This window comes from Abyssibius alkaniclasticus (assembly GCF_020447305.1).
Taxonomy (GTDB): Bacteria; Pseudomonadota; Alphaproteobacteria; order Rhodobacterales; family Rhodobacteraceae; genus Abyssibius; species Abyssibius alkaniclasticus.
In genome coordinates this window covers 2,804,839-2,822,502 of record NZ_CP095732.1, presented here as the reverse complement: position 1 = coordinate 2,822,502, position 17,664 = coordinate 2,804,839, and the positions used below count along the sequence as shown (strand labels likewise).

15 protein-coding genes are annotated in these 17,664 nt (G+C 59.1%); 5 read left to right on the top strand and 10 right to left on the bottom strand.

Annotation, left to right across the window (positions count from 1 at the left end; translation table 11 throughout):
* Window positions 1-504: 504 nt before the first annotated feature.
* On the top strand, window positions 505-4,158 hold the full coding sequence (locus LGT41_RS13985; RefSeq protein WP_274127524.1) for a vitamin B12-dependent ribonucleotide reductase: 3,654 nt from the start codon (window positions 505-507) through the stop codon (window positions 4,156-4,158).
* 485 nt (window positions 4,159-4,643) lie between these two features.
* Window positions 4,644-4,880 (top strand): EF-hand domain-containing protein, encoded by a 237-nt coding sequence (locus tag LGT41_RS13980; RefSeq protein WP_274127523.1) that lies wholly within the window; start codon window positions 4,644-4,646, stop codon window positions 4,878-4,880.
* A 183-nt stretch (window positions 4,881-5,063) separates the two neighbouring features.
* Here LGT41_RS13980 and LGT41_RS13975 read toward each other — a convergent pair whose 3' ends face one another.
* The 4 genes from LGT41_RS13975 to LGT41_RS13960 are packed head-to-tail and all read right to left on the bottom strand — an operon-like array spanning window position 5,064 to window position 8,757.
* A complete protein-coding gene (locus LGT41_RS13975) occupies window positions 5,064-5,645 on the bottom strand; it encodes a 5-formyltetrahydrofolate cyclo-ligase (protein WP_274127522.1) in 582 nt (193 codons plus the stop codon).
* A 15-nt stretch (window positions 5,646-5,660) separates the two neighbouring features.
* A complete protein-coding gene (gene ilvN / locus LGT41_RS13970) occupies window positions 5,661-6,221 on the bottom strand; it encodes an acetolactate synthase small subunit (RefSeq protein WP_274127521.1) in 561 nt (186 codons plus the stop codon).
* Window positions 6,218-7,003 (bottom strand): sulfotransferase domain-containing protein, encoded by a 786-nt coding sequence (locus LGT41_RS13965; RefSeq protein ID WP_274127520.1) that lies wholly within the window; start codon window positions 7,001-7,003, stop codon window positions 6,218-6,220. Before LGT41_RS13965 ends, ilvN begins: the two co-directional genes overlap by 4 nt.
* Entirely contained in the window at window positions 7,003-8,757 is a 1,755-nt protein-coding gene (locus LGT41_RS13960) for an acetolactate synthase 3 large subunit (protein WP_274127519.1), read from the bottom strand. The genes LGT41_RS13965 and LGT41_RS13960 overlap by 1 nt, the downstream gene beginning before the upstream one ends.
* Window positions 8,758-9,171: 414 nt before the next feature.
* On the opposite strand from LGT41_RS13960, the gene LGT41_RS13955 reads away from it, so the two are divergent.
* The 3 genes from LGT41_RS13955 to LGT41_RS13945 are packed head-to-tail and all read left to right on the top strand — an operon-like array spanning window position 9,172 to window position 13,593.
* Window positions 9,172-10,266 carry a TRAP transporter substrate-binding protein gene (locus LGT41_RS13955; protein WP_274127518.1) on the top strand — a complete coding sequence of 365 codons (1,095 nt, stop codon included), beginning with the start codon at window positions 9,172-9,174 and terminating at the stop codon, window positions 10,264-10,266.
* A gap of 57 nt (window positions 10,267-10,323) precedes the next feature.
* On the top strand, window positions 10,324-11,220 hold the full coding sequence (locus LGT41_RS13950) for a TRAP transporter small permease subunit (RefSeq protein ID WP_274127517.1): 897 nt from the start codon (window positions 10,324-10,326) through the stop codon (window positions 11,218-11,220).
* 9 nt (window positions 11,221-11,229) lie between these two features.
* Window positions 11,230-13,593 carry a TRAP transporter large permease gene (locus tag LGT41_RS13945; protein WP_274127515.1) on the top strand — a complete coding sequence of 788 codons (2,364 nt, stop codon included), beginning with the start codon at window positions 11,230-11,232 and terminating at the stop codon, window positions 13,591-13,593.
* Here LGT41_RS13945 and LGT41_RS13940 read toward each other — a convergent pair.
* From LGT41_RS13940 to infC, 6 genes are all read right to left on the bottom strand, one after another.
* A complete protein-coding gene (locus LGT41_RS13940) occupies window positions 13,590-14,411 on the bottom strand; it encodes an arginyltransferase (RefSeq protein WP_274127514.1) in 822 nt (273 codons plus the stop codon). The two genes, LGT41_RS13945 and LGT41_RS13940, sit on opposite strands and share 4 nt — an antisense overlap.
* 54 nt (window positions 14,412-14,465) lie before the next feature.
* On the bottom strand, window positions 14,466-14,930 hold the full coding sequence (locus LGT41_RS13935) for an RDD family protein (RefSeq protein WP_274127513.1): 465 nt from the start codon (window positions 14,928-14,930) through the stop codon (window positions 14,466-14,468).
* A 57-nt stretch (window positions 14,931-14,987) separates the two neighbouring features.
* Window positions 14,988-15,434: a DUF2852 domain-containing protein gene (locus tag LGT41_RS13930; RefSeq protein WP_274127512.1), complete on the bottom strand. Its 447-nt coding sequence runs from the start codon at window positions 15,432-15,434 to the stop codon at window positions 14,988-14,990.
* Window positions 15,435-15,548: 114 nt separating this feature from the next.
* Entirely contained in the window at window positions 15,549-16,436 is an 888-nt protein-coding gene (locus LGT41_RS13925; RefSeq protein WP_274127511.1) for a lysophospholipid acyltransferase family protein, read from the bottom strand.
* Between the two features lie 54 nt (window positions 16,437-16,490).
* On the bottom strand, window positions 16,491-17,159 hold the full coding sequence (locus LGT41_RS13920) for a DUF938 domain-containing protein (RefSeq protein WP_274127510.1): 669 nt from the start codon (window positions 17,157-17,159) through the stop codon (window positions 16,491-16,493).
* Window positions 17,160-17,654 (bottom strand): translation initiation factor IF-3, encoded by a 495-nt coding sequence (infC, locus tag LGT41_RS13915; RefSeq protein ID WP_446070515.1) that lies wholly within the window; start codon window positions 17,652-17,654, stop codon window positions 17,160-17,162.
* Between the last annotated feature and the right edge of the window lie 10 nt (window positions 17,655-17,664).

The following is a 17,664-nucleotide window of genomic DNA, read 5'->3' as shown; positions in this document are numbered from 1 at the left end:
CCGGTCGGACTTGTGGCAAAGTGCCGATGCCTCCGGCGGGGATATTTTCAAGCAAAAGATGAAGCGGTATCTGGCCTGGCCGGGTCGCTTTCATGCGCCGTGGCCCGGTATTCGCGTTGCGATTCGGTGACAGGTTATTTGCATTCCATGCAGGGTGCGGCGCAGCATGACCAAAGGTAAAGCATCAGTAATATGGGCGAAACCTCTGGAATGTCTGGGCAATGTCGGCTGGGTTATCCGGGCGAGAATCGTGGGTGAAATCCGGCTTTTCCCAAGCAATGCTGGTCAAGTATTTTTTTTGTGAATTCAGCGAAAAGAAGCGTTGACCGATAGGGTTTGATGCAGCAGATTGTGGGTCGTCGGGAAGCATACACAATATATAGTGTGCGCCGGCGGGGCAGGCTGAACTTTGGACTTCCACAGATTTGTGACGTTTGGCCTTTGAATTCCAGCGCTTTGGGCATTGCCTGTGGCGCGTGACGCTGCAAACCAAGGGACAGGCACATGAAAATCGCGCGGAAATTTACGACTGAAAAAACAGGCGCTTATGGCGCGATCGACTTTCGCAAGACCAATTCCGAAATTCGCAACCCCGATGGCTCGGTTGTTTTCAGCCTGAAGGATATGGACGTGCCCGCGAAGTGGAGCCAGGTGGCGGCCGATGTTCTGGCGCAGAAGTATTTTCGCAAAGCCGGTGTGCCTGCCGCGCTGAAGCCGGTGAAGGAAAAGGGCGTTCCGGAATTTTTGTGGCGCTCGGTGCCCGATGAGGCGGCGCTTGCCAAGCTGCCCGAGGCGGCGCGGTTTGGTGGCGAGACAAGCGCGACACAGGTGTTTGACCGTCTGGCCGGTGCCTGGGCCTATTGGGGCTGGAAGGGTGGCATGTTCACCACCGAAGCCGATGCCCGCACCTATTATGACGAGATGCGTTACACGCTTGCCAGCCAGATGGGCGCGCCGAATTCGCCGCAATGGTTCAATACCGGCCTGCACTGGGCATATGGCATTGACGGCCCGGGCCAGGGCCATTCCTATGTTGATTACAAGTCCGGCAAGCTGACCAAATCTTCCAGCGCCTATGAGCATCCGCAGCCACATGCCTGTTTCATCCAGTCGGTGGGCGATGATCTGGTGGGCAATGGCGGGATTATGGATTTGTGGACACGCGAAGCCCGCCTGTTCAAATATGGCTCGGGCACCGGCACCAATTTTTCCAGCCTGCGGGCCAGCAATGAATCACTCGCCGGTGGGGGCAAGTCTTCGGGGCTGATGTCTTTCCTGAAAATCGGCGACCGTGCGGCGGGGGCCATCAAATCGGGCGGCACAACGCGGCGCGCGGCCAAGATGGTCATCGTTGATATGGACCATCCGGACATCGAGGAATTCATCAACTGGAAGGTGGTTGAAGAGCAGAAAGTCGCCAGCCTTGTAGCCGGCTCCAAACTGCACGAGGCCCGGCTGAACGATATTTTCGCCGCCATCCGCGCATGGGACGGGGCCGAGGCCGATGCCTTCGACCCCAAGGCCAACCCCGGTTTGAAAGACGCCATTCGCGGCGCGAAAAAGTCGATGATTCCGGAAACCTATGTCAAACGCGTGCTGGATTATGCGCGGCAGGGATATAGCAGCATTGAGTTTCCGACTTATGATACCGATTGGGATTCTGATGCTTACCTCACGGTTTCCGGCCAGAATTCCAACAACTCGGTGCGCGTGACCGATGCCTTTTTGCAGGCCGTGAAGGATGATGCGCCCTGGGAGTTGATCCGCCGGACCGATGGCAAGGTTGCCAAAACCGTGCAGGCGCGCGAATTGTGGGACCAGGTTGGCCATGCCGCCTGGGCCTGTGCCGACCCGGGCATCCAGTTCCACGACACGATCAACGCCTGGCATACCTGCCCGGCCGATGGCGAGATCCGCGGCTCGAACCCCTGTTCGGAATATATGTTCCTTGATGACACGGCCTGCAATCTGGCCAGCATGAACCTGCTGATGTTCCTGAAAGACGGCGCGTTTGACGCCGAAGCCTATCTGCACGCCACGCGCATCTGGACGATTACGCTGGAAATTTCGGTGCTGATGGCACAATTCCCAAGCCCCGAAATTGCCGAGCGCAGCTACAAGTTCCGCACGCTTGGCCTTGGCTATGCCAATATCGGCGGGCTGCTGATGACTATGGGCTATGGCTATGACAGTGCCGAGGGCCGCGCGCTTTGTGGTGCGCTGACCGCGATCATGACCGGCGAGAGCTACCGCACTTCGGCGGAAATGGCCGCCGAGCTTGGCGCCTTTCCCGGCTATGCGCCAAATGCCGAAAACATGCTGCGCGTGATGCGCAACCACCGCCGCGCGGCCTACGCCGAAACATCGGGCTATGAGGGGCTGGCCGTGAAGCCGGTGCCGCTTGACCACGACAATTGCCCCGATGGCAAGCTGATCAACATTGCCCACAAGGTGTGGGATGAGGCGATTGCCTTGGGTGAGACGCACGGCTACCGCAACGCGCAGGTATCGGTGATTGCCCCCACAGGCACGATCGGGCTGGTGATGGATTGCGACACGACCGGGATCGAGCCGGACTTTGCCCTGGTAAAGTTCAAGAAACTGGCCGGTGGCGGCTATTTCAAGATCATCAACCGCTCGGTGCCGGCGGCCTTGCGCAACCTTGGCTATCGTGAAAACGAGATCGAGGAGATCATCGCCTATGCCGTTGGGCATGGCACCATCGGCAACGCGCCGGGCATCAATTCGACCAGCCTGATCGGGCATGGGTTTGGCGCAGAAGAGCTGGAGAAGATCGAAGCCGCATTGCCGACCGCCTTTGACATCAAATTCGTGTTCAACCAATGGACATTGGGTGCCGATTTCTGCACCGGCACGCTGGGCATTCCACAAGACAAGCTGAACGATCCGGCCTTTGATCTGCTGCGCCATCTTGGCTATTCGCGCGCCCAGATCGACGAGGCCAACAAACATGTCTGCGGCACGATGACCCTTGAAGGCGCGCCGCATCTGAAGCCCGAGCATTATGTGGTGTTCGACTGTGCCAACCCCTGCGGGAAGATCGGCAAGCGCTTTTTGAGCGTGGACAGCCATATCCACATGATGGCGGCGGCGCAGAGCTTCATTTCCGGTGCAATCTCCAAAACCATCAACATGCCGAATGATGCGGGCATTGAGGATTGCAACGCGGCTTACGAGCTGAGCTGGTCGCTGGGTGTAAAGGCCAATGCGCTTTATCGTGATGGCTCCAAACTCAGCCAGCCGCTGTCTTCGGCGCTGATCGATGATGACGATGCCGATGATCTGGAAGAGGTGCTGGCCAATGCCCCCTCGGGCGAGCGCGCCCAGGTGCTGGCCGAAAAGATTGTCGAAAAGATCATCGTGCGCGAAGTGGCGCGCGGGCGTGCAAAACTGCCAGAGCGGCGCAAGGGCTATACCCAGAAGGCAATTGTCGGCGGCCACAAGGTCTATTTGCGCACGGGCGAGTATAAAGACGGCAATCTGGGCGAGATCTTCATCGACATGCACAAGGAAGGTGCGGGCTTTCGCGCCATGATGAACAATTTCGCCATCGCCGTTTCGGTCGGTCTGCAATATGGCGTGCCGCTGGAAGAGTTTGTTGACGCCTTCACCTTCACCAAGTTCGAGCCGGCCGGCATGGTGCAGGGCAATGACAGCATCAAGAATGCCACCTCGATTTTGGATTATATATTCCGTGAACTCGCAGTCAGCTACCTTGACCGTGAAGACCTTGCGCATGTGAAACCCACCGGCGAAAGCTTCGACGATCTGGGGCGCGGTGCGGAAGAGGGTGTGGCCAACATCCGCAAACCGGCGGCCGAGGCGGCGCATCAGTCGATGCAGATGATCCGCTCGCTGACCTCGACCGGCTATCTGCGCAAGCGCCTGCCACAGGAGTTGACGCTGTTTCAGGGCGGCGTGGGCGAAGGCGGGGTCGCGGCGGTAAAGTCGACCACGGCCAGCGTTGCGGTGATGACCGAAACCAAGGCCAGCGCCGCCCCGATGGATGCCCGCGCCAAGGCCAAGATGCAGGGCTTTGAAGGCGATGCTTGCGGGGAATGCGGCAACTACACGCTGGTGCGCAACGGCACCTGCATGAAGTGCAACACCTGTGGCGGCACGAGCGGTTGTAGTTGAGCGAGTTTAGAGGAAAGGGCTGCGCTGCGCGGCCCTTTCCGGCGATCAGGCCGCAGGCAAGCCACGCGAGCGGTCAACGAGATGCCTGATTTAGCTTAGACTGGGGCCGGGAAACCGGCCCTTTCTTTTTGTGGCTGAGGGCGAATCGTCGTGGGGCGTTTTGCGGGTTCCGGGCAGAAAATCCGCCGGCAAAAACCCGCCAAGCCGTTGCTTTCAGGCGCTGTTTCGGGCCGTGCGGCTGGGCTGGCGGGGCGGTTCCGGCTGGTCGGGGTGCTGTGAAACACCGGCGCTAATCATTTGAAAATGCGATGGATTCCATCTGCAACCGGCAGTGTTTCACAGCCCGCTTGGCAGGAAACTGCCACTGCGCACGCGCAACCCTTGGGCGAGTATGGGCAATTCGATCTGGCTTGGATATGGTTTTGGTGAGGCGAATAAACGTCTCGATATCAATGGCTTAAGCCATAATTCAGGAGGAACTGAAAATGATGAAACATGCCCTAACACTGACCGCGACCATTGCCGCCTTTGCCGCTCCGGCCTTCGCCCAGGACATGCTGGAAGACAGCAATGGCGACGGGGTCTACACAATGGATGAGTTGCTCGTCGCCTATCCGGACCTGACCGAAGAAGGCTTTGCGGCGATCGATGTCAATGGCGACGGGGTTGTGGACATGGATGAGTTCGCCACGGCCCAAAGCTCCGATCTGCTTCCCGGCTGATCTTGCCACCAGACTGTAACCAGTATCGGCCCCCGGACGCGGGGGCCTCTGCTTTTTTTGGGGGTGGGTTCGATAGGATGCGCCAAGAATGCGGCCACAGAGGTCCACAATAAATGCGACTAAAAAGGTGCGCAATGAATGCGCACCCTACGGGTGAGCCGCGCTTTGATGTATGGTGCGCATTTATTGCGCACCACGCTCCGCCGCGTAAACCGGCGCGCCGCCCACCAAGATTACATCCATCGGGATGTCATGTTCATGCGGCACAAACCCGTCGGTTTTCGCGCTCGGATGGCCCACGCCGATAACCAGCCGCGTCCCGGCAATTCCGGCGATCGTGCGGTCAAAGAACCCGCCGCCATAGCCAAGGCGGTAGTTATGCTCATCATAGCCGACCAGCGGTGCGATAATCACATTCGGGGTGATCTCGGGGCCGTTTTCGGGGATGGGGATGTTCCATATGCCGCGTGTCATGGCACAGCCGGGAAACCAGCGGCGGAAGGCCAGCGGCCGGGCCTTGGCCACGACCAGCGGCAGGGCAATGATGGCGCCGCGCCCATGCGCATCGGCCATCCAGCGGCGCAGGTCCAACTCGCCGCGAAAGGGCCAGTAAAGGCTGATGGTCGGCTTGGCCGAAAAGTCGATCAGGGCATCGAGCCCAGCGGCAACCCTGGCGGCAATTTCGGCGCGCTCATCGGCGCTTGTGGCCAGACGCGCGGCGATTTTTGCTTGCCGTTCCGCGCGCCGCCACTCTGCCTGTGTCATCCTGCCTGGTCCTTGCTAGAGCCCGCGCGCGATTGCCGCCACACCCGTGCGCGCCACGTCGACAAGGCCAAGCGGGCGCATCAGGTCAATCAGAGCATCGATCTTTTCAGGCGTGCCTGTCAGTTCAAACACGAAGCTTTCAAGCGTGGAATCGACGACCGAGGCGCGGAAAATCTCGGCCGTGCGCAGGGCCTCGACCCGCTTTTCGCCCTTGCCCGCCACCTTGATCAGCGCCAGTTCCCGTTCAACGCTCGGGCCTTCAACGGTCAGGTCATTTACCTGATGCACCGGCACGAGCCGCCCAAGCTGGGCCTTGATCTGCTCGATCACCGAACGCGTGCCGGTGGTCACAACGGTAATGCGCGAACGATGCCCGGTATGGTCGGTTTCGGCCACGGTCAGGCTGTCGATATTATAGCCACGGCCGGCAAACAGCCCGATGACGCGGGCCAGAACGCCGGATTCGTTATCGACCAGCACGGCAAGCGTGTGGGTTTCCAGCGTATCATCGGCAAGGTCGCGCAGGTTATAGGCCGATTTGCTCGAGGCACCTTTTTTGAGGTTGAGGGCGTTCATAATGCGGGCTCCGATATTTGGGAAATGCGCAGGCTGGCGGGCGGGGGCAGGGTAACGGCCCCGTCTTGCGGCAGTTTTGCGCGATGGGTGATGAGCGTGTCGATCAGGGGCGCAAACTCGGCGCCAAGGCTTCGGGCAAGGTCGGCGGGCATTTCGCCAATGTGGCGGGCCTGCTTGCCGCGGTTTTTGTTGGTCTGGCCCGATTCCAGCACCAGTTCGGCCAGATGGCCGGGATTCATCCGCAAGCCGAGTTGCCCAAGAATGCGCCGCGCGGCTTGCGGGGTTTCAAAGGCAAGCTCTTCAAAACAGAGTGACAGAATATTTGGCAGGCGCAGCCAGGCGGTCAGGCTGTTGGTCTGGTGGCGGATATTGTCAATCGCCGCGTCAAAGGTGGCAAATTCCGTAAATTCTGCTTGCCCAAGGCGGCGCGAATGTCTGGCATGGTCGAGCATGGAAAGCACCATATCGCGCGGGTCGCGGCACACGGCATGGCCGATGGCCAGACCCGATTGCAGCAGATCGACCACCACCGGGTCATCGGGGCGGGTATGGGTTTTCAGCACGATCATATGGCCGGTAGCCCGCGCCTCATCCAGCAATTCCTTGGCATCGGCGCGGGTCAGATGTTCGACCATATTGATGCGTTTGCCGCCGATATTGGCCGCGCTAATCAGGCGTGGCTGCGCCATGCCCGCCGCCACAAGCGCCGTGCGCACAAGCATATAGGCCAGCGTCGAGCCGCTTTTTGTCATCCCGTAGCTGAAATAGAGCAGCGGTTTCATTACACGAGAACCGAGCCGCCCGCGTCGATCACGCCCTGGGTATCGGCATCACCGAGCAGCATTTCGTTATGCGCCTTGCCAGATGGAATCATCGGGAAGCAGTTTTCGTGCTTTTCGACAAGACAATCAAAAATCACCGGCCCGTCATGGTCGAGCATTTCCTGAATGGCGTCATCAAGCTTGGCGGGGTCCGAACAACGAATGCCCTTGGCGCCAAAGGCTTCGGCCAGTTTCACGAAATCGGGCAGGCTTTCCGACCAGCTCGACGAATAGCGCTCGCCATGCAGCAATTCCTGCCACTGGCGCACCATGCCAAGGCGTTCGTTGTTCAGAATGAACTGCTTGACCGGCGTGCGGAACTGCATGGCCGTGCCCATTTCCTGCATGTTCATCAACCAGCTTGCCTCGCCCGCCACGTTGATGACCAGCGCATCGGGGTGGGCGATTTGCACGCCGATCGAGGCGGGAAAGCCGTAACCCATTGTGCCAAGCCCGCCCGATGTCATCCAGCGATGCGGGTCTTCAAAGCCAAGGAACTGCGCGGCCCACATCTGGTGCTGGCCCACTTCGGTGGTGATGTAACGGTCACGATGCTTGGTCAGCGCCTCCAGCCGTTGCAGCGCGTATTGCGGTTTGATGATCTTGTCGGAGTTTTTGTAAGACAGGCAGTTCCTGGCCTTCCACTCGCCAATCTTGCCCCACCATTTCGGCTGTGCCTCGGTGTTGAGCTTGCGGCCGCGCGCCTTCCAGATGCGCAGCAAGTCTTCCAGCACATGGCCGATATCGCCAACGATCGGGCAATCGACATGCACGTTCTTGTTGATCGAGCTTGGGTCGATGTCGATATGCACCTTGAAGGAGTTGGGCGAGAAGGCATCTATCCGCCCGGTGATGCGGTCATCGAACCGCGCCCCGATGCAAAGCATATAGTCGCAGTCATGCATGGCGAGATTGGCCTCATAGGTGCCGTGCATCCCCAGCATCCCGATCCATTCCTTGCCCGATGCCGGATAGGCGCCAAGCCCCATCAGCGTGCTGGTGATCGGCGCGCCGGTTGCGCCCACAAGCTCGCGCAACAACTGGCTGGCGGCGGGGCCGGAATTTATGACGCCACCGCCGGAATAGATGATCGGGCGTTTGGCGCGTTCCAGCATTTCAACGGCATGGGTGATCGCCTCGATATCGCCCTTCACCTGTGGCTGGTAATGCGAGGTCTTGGCCTTGCGCGGTTCAACATAGGTGCCGGTGGCAAATTGCACATCTTTCGGAATATCGACCAGCACCGGGCCGGGGCGGCCGGATATGGCCACATGAAAGGCCTGATGGATGGTTTCGGCCAGCTTGTTGGTGTCTTTCACCAGCCAGTTATGCTTGGTGCAGGGGCGCGTAATGCCAACGGTATCGGCTTCCTGAAACGCGTCATTGCCGATCATGAAGGTCGGCACCTGCCCGGTGAGAACGATCAGCGGGATCGAATCCATCAGCGCATCGGTCATGCCGGTCACGGCATTCGTGGCTCCGGGGCCGGAGGTGACCAGCACAACGCCGGGCTTGCCGGTAGAGCGCGCATAGCCCTCGGCGGCATGGGTGGCGCCCTGTTCGTGGCGCACCAGAATGTGCTTGATGTCATTCTGCTGGAAAATTTCATCATAGATCGGTAGCACCGCGCCGCCGGGATAGCCGAAAACGGTATCCACACCCTGATCCTTCAACGCCTGAACCACCATCTTGGCACCGGTCATCTGACGGGTCATGTTCTCATCCTCATCTGGCGCGGCATCCACCGCTTTTAGCTACAAAAAAACCCCCGTTCTGGCGGGGGTCGGCGCAGTCGCAAACAGGGAAACTCAAGCCCGGCGACTGCGCGTGCTTAGAAGGACCACAATAATTTTCAACTGCGTGTTCATCATGCTGAAATTTCTAACAGGCCAAAAACTGGGGTCAACCCATAAAATTTAACAATGTTGCGCGAATGGGGTGAAATTAGCACTTTTCTTGCATTGCAGTAAAAATGGGCAAAATGACGCGGGTCTCGTAAATTCGCCCAAAAAATGTCGTCAGGGGTCGTCAAAATATTTGCAATGATGTGACATGCCGTTTAGCTTCCGGTTCACATGCGGAGCCAGAAACTCAAAAAACAGATTCCGCACCAACAACTGGGAGAAAACATGGATCGTCGTTCATTTTTGACAAAGGGTGCGCTTGGCGGCACCGCAGCCGCCGCAACCGCGCTTGCAGCGCCGGCCTATGCCGCAAGCCACGGCAGCACCACACTGACAATGGTCACAAGCTGGCCCCGTGGTCTGGCCGGTGTGTGGGATTCGGTCGAGCGTTTCGTAAACTCGGTTGCCGATATCACCGATGGCTCGCTGATGATTGATGCCAAAGGCGCAGGCGAGCTTGTGGGCGCGCTGGAAAGCTTTGATGCGGTTTCATCCGGTCAGGCAGACATGTATCACGCCGCCGACTATTACTTCGTGAACCAGCACCCGGCCCTTGCCTTCTTTACCGCCGTTCCAATGGGGATGAGCGCGCCGGAAATGATGGTTTGGTATTATTCGATGGGTGGCCTTGAGCTGCACCACGAGGTTGGCGAGATTTTCAACACCAAGCATTTTATTGCCGGTCAGACCGGGGCGCAGGGTGGCGGCTGGTTCCGCAACCCGATCACCTCGGCCGATGACTTTCAGGGCCTGAAATTCCGTATGCCCGGGCTTGGCGGCCAGGCTTTGTCCAAGCTGGGTGCTTCGGTGCAAACCCTGCCCGGCGGCGAAATCTATCAGGCGCTGGCAACAGGTGCGCTGGACGCGACCGAATGGATCGGCCCGTGGTCGGATGAAAAGCTTGGCCTGCAGGAAGTGGCAAAACACTACTACCCCGCCGGTTTCCACGAGCCGGGTGCGGCGCTTTCGGTCTGCTGCAACCTCGATGTGTTCAACGGGCTCAGCCGCAGCCACCAGCGCGCAATTGAAATTGCCGCCGCTGAAGGCCATCAGGCCAACTATTCGCTGTTCATCGCCAATAACGGCCCGGCGCTCGATCGTCTGTTGGCGGCTGGCGTGCAAACCCACCAGTTCACCGATGATGTCTGGGATGCGTTCGGCGCCGCCTCGGCTGAAGTGCTGGAAGGCTATCGCAGCGATCCGCTTTTCGCGAAAGTGCATGACTCGGTCAATGCCGGCATGAAGGCCGCCGCTGGCTGGATGTCGCTTTCCGACAGCGCCTATGTTGCGCAGCGCACCCGCGTTCTTGGCAATATGTAAGCTTAACTCCCTGCCCCGCCATTTGTGCGGGGCAGGTGCTTTCAGCGAAAGTTACCCATGATTGATGGCCTCTTCTGGGTCCTGAAGCATATTGCGCAGGGCTATGCCGATATCGCATATGTATTGACCAATCTTGGATCAATCTTCGATTTTTCCGACAAGGAAAACCTGCTCTACGTCATATTCTATGGCGGTTCGAGCCGGATGTTCTTTGCGTTTTTTGACATTTTCCTGACGATCTTCGTGATCGGGCTGTTCTACCGCGCCTTTTTGTGGCGCACCGTGCGCGCGCTCGAAGGCTTTGCCAATGCCACCGGACGCCTGTTTGCCTGGGCGGGGCTGCTCATGGTGCTGCAACAAACCATGATCGTGTTTTTGCAGCGAATCTTTCGTGTATCCGACATTACGCTCAGCCCGTTCGGTGTTGGCTTCACCAAACAGCTTGGCTGGTGGGCTGAAATGCTCAAGGCTGAAAACGCGCTGATCGTTACGCTTTGTGTTGCCTATACATTCGTGCAGGGCGGCCATGTGCGGGTGGATCTGGTCTATTCGCGCATATCCTTCCGCGCCAAGAAGGTGGTCGATATGCTCGGCGCGCTGCTGTTCATCATGCCCTCGATGGTGCTGGTCTGGATGTATGGCTGGTATTACATGTTCCGCCACCTGATCACGCCCTCGGTTTCGGCCTCCGACGAGCTTGAAAAACTGCTGCGCAAATCGGGCATCGTGCGCTGGAATGTCGAAACCATTGGCGTGTCACCCTCGGGCTTTGATGCGTATTTCCTGTTCAAGGTCATGATGGTCGCCTTTGCGGGCATGATGCTGGTTCAAGCCGCGGCCTTCTTCTACCGCTCCTGGCTTGAATTTGTCGAAGGCCCGGAAAGCGAAAACAAACATCTCGACAAAGATGTGCTGAACGACGAAATCGCGGCGAAAGCCGCCGCAATCCACTAGGGGTCGGGTATGTTTTTGGGTATGGATGGCGTTGAAATCAGCCTGATCATCGTGTTCGTGATGCTGTTTGCCGGCATCATGACAGGCTTCCCCGTCGCCTTTGCCATTTCCGGCGCGGCGATCATTTCCTTTGGCATTCTGGCCGGGCTCGACAATGCGGGCCTGCTTGTCAAAGAGGTGATCGACACCAATTCCGAAGCCTTCCGCGCGCTGACCGATAGCGGCGTGGCGCGTGAAACCATAAGCCATTTCCGATACCCGGACCTGCCGCTGCTGACCGAGCCGCTGTTCACATCCGGCTGGGAAAAGGCGATGGACGCCAACCTGTCCTTCATCATCAACCGCATGAACGAACGGGTCATCTCCGGCCCGTCGATTGAAACGCTGCTGGCCGTGCTGATGTTCGTGATGATGGGCATCACGCTGGAACGCTCGCGCATTGCCAATGACCTGCTGACCACGATGGCGCGGGTGTTCGGCCCCTTGCCCGGCGGGCTTGCTGTTTCGGTTGTGGTCGTGGGGGCATTCCTTGCCGCCAGCACCGGCATTGTCGGCGCCACCGTGGTCACGATGGGCCTGCTCAGCCTGCCAACCATGCTGCGCAACAATTATTCGCCCGAACTGGCAACCGGCGTTATTGCCGCCTCTGGCACGTTGGGGCAGATCATTCCGCCGTCCATCGTGATCGTGCTGCTGGGCACGCTGGCGGGCGATATCTATTCGACCGCGCAAGAGGATCTGGCCAAATCGGTTGGCTGCGGCTCGGCGCTGACCTTCCTTGGCGAAGCGGCGGTTCTGTCGGTTGGCACCCTGTTCAAGGCGGCAATTCTGCCCGGCATCATGCTGGCGGTGTTTTATGCGCTTTACGCCTTTGGCTATGCAATGGTGAAACCCCATAAGGCCCCGCCAATTCACGGCACGGTTGAAGGCGCGCCGGGCCGTGGCCTGCAACACGGGCTCACCTGGTTTCTGGTGGCCCCGGCGGCGATCATCGGGCTGGTTATCGGGCTTGGCGCGCTGAATATCGTTGGCCCGCAGCAATCGGATATTTCGAGCTTGCGCGATATTGGCGCCCAGCCAGAGCTGCGCACCGATGTGACCGAACAATGCCAGGCCGCGATGATCGAGCGCCACGGCCAGGCCAAATGGGACCGTTCGGTTGCGCTGGCCGCGCAGATCGCCGCCGATGGCGGGCTGGAAAACCAGGAGGCCCGCACGCTGAGCGAAGATGAAATGACCGCCGCCCGCGCGCAGGCTTTGGTGGACGCCGCCCCGATTGGCGATGGCGTGATCATCATGCTGGTGCTGGCGGCCATTACCTTCACCACCGCTTTTGGCGTGGCACCTTATGAAGATCGCAAGCCGCTGTTTGTCGGGGTGGCGGGTATCGGGCTGGCGCTGCTGGCCGATATCCTTTTCCTGGGGCCGCTCACCTCGCCGCTGGCCACTTTCCTGTGGCTCAGCCCGGGCTTTGCGCTGATACTTTATGCGCTCAAACCCGCATTCATACGGCTGGGGCGCAATGAAATGCTGCGCGTGGTCTTCCCGCCGCTGGTGCTGATTGTGGCGGTGCTGGGCTCTATCCTTGGCGGCATCACCAACCCCACACCGGCAGCGGCGCTCGGCGCATCGGGTGCCATCATGCTTGCTGCCTACCGCAAACTGGGCGAAGTCGGTGGCCAGCCAAAGCTGATATTGTATACCGCCTTTGCGATTGTGATCATGCTGCTGGTCGGCATCAATTTCGATCTGCGCACCAATATCGAAGGGGCGGGCTTTCAGAACTGGATTGGCCTGATCGTGACCTATGTAGCCTATATGGCGGCAATGGGCGGCTTGCTTTATTCCTGCTATGTGCTGTGGAAACACGCGGTGCTAACGCCCGTTGTGCGCGAAACCGCCAAGGTCACCTCGATGGTGTTCGCCATTCTGATCGGCAGCCAGCTTTTGAACCTTGTGATCATCTCCTTTGGCGGAGAGGAATATATTCAGGACTTTTTGCGCAGCTTCGATGAACAATGGGTCGTGTTCCTGCTGGTCATGCTGGTGCTGTTCATTCTGGGCTTCGTGCTGGATTTCCTTGAGATCGTCTATATCGTCATTCCGATTGTGGGGCCGGTCATTTATGGCGGCAATCTGGACCCGAAATGGGTGACGATCATGATTGCCATGAACCTGCAAACCAGCTTCCTGACCCCGCCTTTCGGCTTTGCGCTGTTCTATCTGCGCGGGGTTGCGCCCGCGGGCGTGACCACCGGCCATATCTACCGTGGGGTCATGCCCTTCGTTCTAATTCAGGTGGCGGCGCTGGCGGTGCTGTGGGTCTTCCCGTCAATCGTGACGATTGTGCCCGACCTGCTGCCCGGCAACTAGGCGCCGTTAAAGTCGCCTCCCGGCAGGTGGATGGCGGCAAGCTGTTCGGCAATCGGGTCGTTTTCCAGCGGATGGCGGCCCGTTTCAAACGCATCCGGGCTGGCCAATTCGTTCCATTTGCCGCCGAAAAACACTTCGAGCGGGGCAAACCGCGCCTTGTAGCGCATCTTGCGGCTGCCCGGCACCCAATAGCCGAGATAGACATAAGGCAACCCCGCCTCGGCGGCGAGTCGGATATGGTCCAGGATCATCCAACTGCCAAGGCTGTCGCGCTCGTAATCCGGATCATAAAAGGAATAGACCATCGACAGGCCGTCCGAGAGGATATCGGTAAGGCAGGTGGCCCGCAACGCGCCGCTGATCGGGTTGATATATTCGATCACCCGGCTGTTGACGGCCGTTTCCTCGATCATCGCCGAGAACTCGAACGCATCCATACCCGCCATGCCGCCATCGGCGTGGCGCGCGGCCAGATAGCGCGAAAACAGCTCGAACTGTTCATCGGTCGCCCAGGCCGAACGGGTCAGTCGGGTAAGGTGGCTGTTGCGCGCGTTGATGCGGCGCTGGCTGCGCGATGGCGCAAAATCGGCCACACGAATGCGCGCCGACATGCAGGCATTGCAGTTTGCGCAGCTTGGCCGATACAGCACGTTTTGCGAACGCCGAAACCCCTGATGCGACAGGCTGTCATTCAGCGCCGCCGCATCGGTGCCACCAAGGGCTGTGAACAATTTGCGTTCAACCTGCCCCGGCAGATAGGGGCAGGGCTGCGGGGCCGTCACATAGAACTGGGGTGCATTTGGAAGTGAATGGCGCATTTTATTAAAACCGTGAGTTCGCACCAAGCCTAACATGCCGCCCACGGGCTGCAATCAGTAATTTGCGGGGCTGTTAATGGCCGTGGTGCCAAGCGCCATATCGTGCAAGCCCTGCCCGTAGCGCCCGGAATACATCAGGTAACACGACAGGATTTGCAGCGGAAACAGGATGGTTGCGATTGTATAAAGCAGCGTATGGGCAATGGCGGTCTTGCGGTCGAATTTGAGCCCGCGACGGTCACGCAGCTCTATCCCCACAAGGCGCATTCCTATCGTGGCGGAAGCTGTTTGCAGCATGAACACCCGATAGACGAAGGAAAGTGCCACCAGAACGAGCGGCAGAATGAAGGCGGCAAAGCCAAGCGTGCCGATGAGAATGAGCAGGGCCAGCGTGCCGATGATCACCGCATCGAACAGCCAGGCGATCAGCCGGCGTTGCGGCACATCGCGGTAAAACTGTGCATCGGCTTCGGGGTGGGGCAGGCCGGAGGGGCCAGAGTAGGATGCGTCGTTGAACATGGATTTTCCTGCAATCAGGGTGAACCCCGCCGCGTGGCGGCGGGGCTGGGGCCGTGGTCAGGCCGGGCTGGCATCGCCAAAGCCGGGGGCGCGGGGCGGTGTATAGGCGCTGCGCGTATCCTCTTCGGGTTCGGCTTGCGGCGCCGGGCGGCGGGCGCGGTTTGCCATGAAGTCGTCAAACTCGGCCTGGTCCTTTGCGGCGCGAAGCTGGTCGAGAAAGCCGGTAAAGGCTTTTTGCTCTTCTTCCAGGCGGCGCAGGGTTTCGTCGCGATATTTGTCAAAGGCGACATTGCCGGTCTGGCTGCCAAAGCCGCGGCGATGGCCGCATGAACGTGCGTGACTGCGTTTCCACATACGATTGGTTCCGATCATGTAAAAGAGAAGGAAAAGGCCAACGGGCCACAGAAAGATAAAGCCAAGCACCATTGCGGCGGTCCAGGCCATTGGCCCGTGCCCATCAAGCCATGTCTGGGTATTCTTTAGCCATTCGACTGGGGCGGACATTTGTGTTCCTTTCAGATGTAAATGTTATTAACATTAACATAAGTGGATATCCTGTATAGACTTTCAAGAGAAATGTTGAAAAAATTTTACCTTGGGGCAGGGGCGCCTGAAAATCTAAGTGTTTTCAACGTCTTGGGTGGGCATGTTTTTCCAGCGCCGGTGCAGCCAATACCATTGTTCGGGGCGTTTCAATATCTCGGCAGACATGAAATCGTTCAACTCACGTGTCATTGTCAGCGCATCGGTGCTGGCAAGCGGCGGGGCGATCTGCACATCGATCGTGACACCGTCATCGCCGCGCACGCAAATCAGCGGCACGATCAGCGCGTTGTTCTTGAGCGCAAGCCGCGCCATAGACAACCCGGTTTTCGCCATGCGTCCGACAAAGGGCATGGGCACGCCATCATCGGCATATTGGTCAAGCAGCAGCGCGACGAAGCCACCGCCTTTCAGGTGCTTGCTGAGCGCCGCCAGGCCGCGCGGCGTGGTCGGAAAGATCGGGCCAGCCGCTGCCAGCGCAGGGGTGTAAATACGCTCGAACACCGGGTTATGCGCGGGGTGGTAAAGCGCGCCAAGCGGTTTGGTGCGCGGCCCGAGCATGGCGCGCGCGGCTTCAAACTGGCCGAAATGCGCCGAGACAAGCAGCACCGGGCGGCCTTCGGCATGGGCGGCATCCAGCGTGGCCACATCGCCGCTGAGCCGCATCTCATGGGTGCGCTTTTGGTATTCGGAGTTGTAGATCAGCTCGAAAAAGCCAAGGCCGATATTGCGGGCAATGTTGCGCAGCAGGCGGCGTTTTTCGGGCCTGGGCATATCGGGAAAGACATGGTCAAGATTGTTGGTGATGCGCTTGCGCAGGCTTGGCACATGGCGCAACACGCCCGAAAGCATCCAGGCCCCAAAGCGCACCCGCATCCGGAAGGGCAGCGGGCGCAGCAGCTTGGGCAACAGCCAGATCGGCAAAGCATCGATATAGTGGCGCAGTTTGGATTTATCGCTCATACAGGCCTTATGGGTTTTGGCTGCATGATGCAGCTTATACTGCGCCTTGCAAGCCTAGGCGGGCTGTTGAAACCACAGAATGCGGTTATTTGCGGGCATGACATCAAGCTCTGCTTGCGAAAGCCCGGCGGCTATGGCCAATGCGGCAAGCTCATCGACATCGCGCACACCCCAGGCAGGGTTGTCGGCGCGCAGCCCTGCATCGAAATTCGCATTGCCCTCGCCGGTATGAAGGCCGCCTTCGGTAAACGGGCCGTAAAAACCAAGCCAGCCGCCGGGCGCAAGCCTGTGCGCTGCCGTGGTGATGATGGAGGAGGCCACGCCATAGGGCGCAATATGGATGACATTCATGGAAAAGATCAGCCGCAGCGGGGCAAGCTGTGCAATTTCGGTGCCGAATTCACGGCTGGCATCGAGCGCGATGGCCGCAGGCAGGTTGCTGCCAAAAAACGCGCTCCAGGCATCTATGCTGTTGCGGTGAATCGAGTCAGGCTCGCTTGGCTGCCAGCGCAAATGCGGCAGGGCGCGGGCAAAGGCCTGGATGTGCTGGCCAACCCCCGAGCCAATTTCCAGCGCAGCACCCGGCTCTGTGCCGAGCCGCGCCAGAAGGGCGGCAATAACGGGCTGGTGGTTGCGCTCGAATGTCGGGCTGTAAAGCCGCCCGTCGCTATGGCCGGGCACGCGGCCCGGCCGGAAGTTTTCAGAATGACGCTTGCCGCTCATTCAGCTTTTGGCGGGGTTGATCATCATCACCATCTGGCGGCCTTCGAGCTTTGGCATCGCCTCGACCTTGCCGATTTCAACCGTGTCGGCGGCAACGCGTTCAAGCAGTTTGCGCCCCAGTTCCAGATGCGCCATTTCGCGGCCACGAAAGCGCAGAGTCACCTTCACCTTGTCGCCATTTCCCAGAAACTTTTCAACCGAACGCATCTTGACCTCATAGTCATGCGTGTCGGTATTGGGGCGGAATTTCACCTCTTTGATCTCGATGATCTTCTGGTTCTTGCGCGCCTCGGCCTCTTTTTTCTGCTGCTCGTATTTGAACTTGCCAAAGTCCATGATCTTGCAGACAGGCGGGTTGGCATTGGGCGAAATTTCAACCAGGTCCAGCCCTGCCTCTTGTGCCATTTCCATAGCGACATAGGGGGTAACGACGCCGGCATTTTCGCCATCCGCGCCAATCAGGCGAATTTCGGGGGCGCGAATACGGTCGTTGATGCGGGGGCCG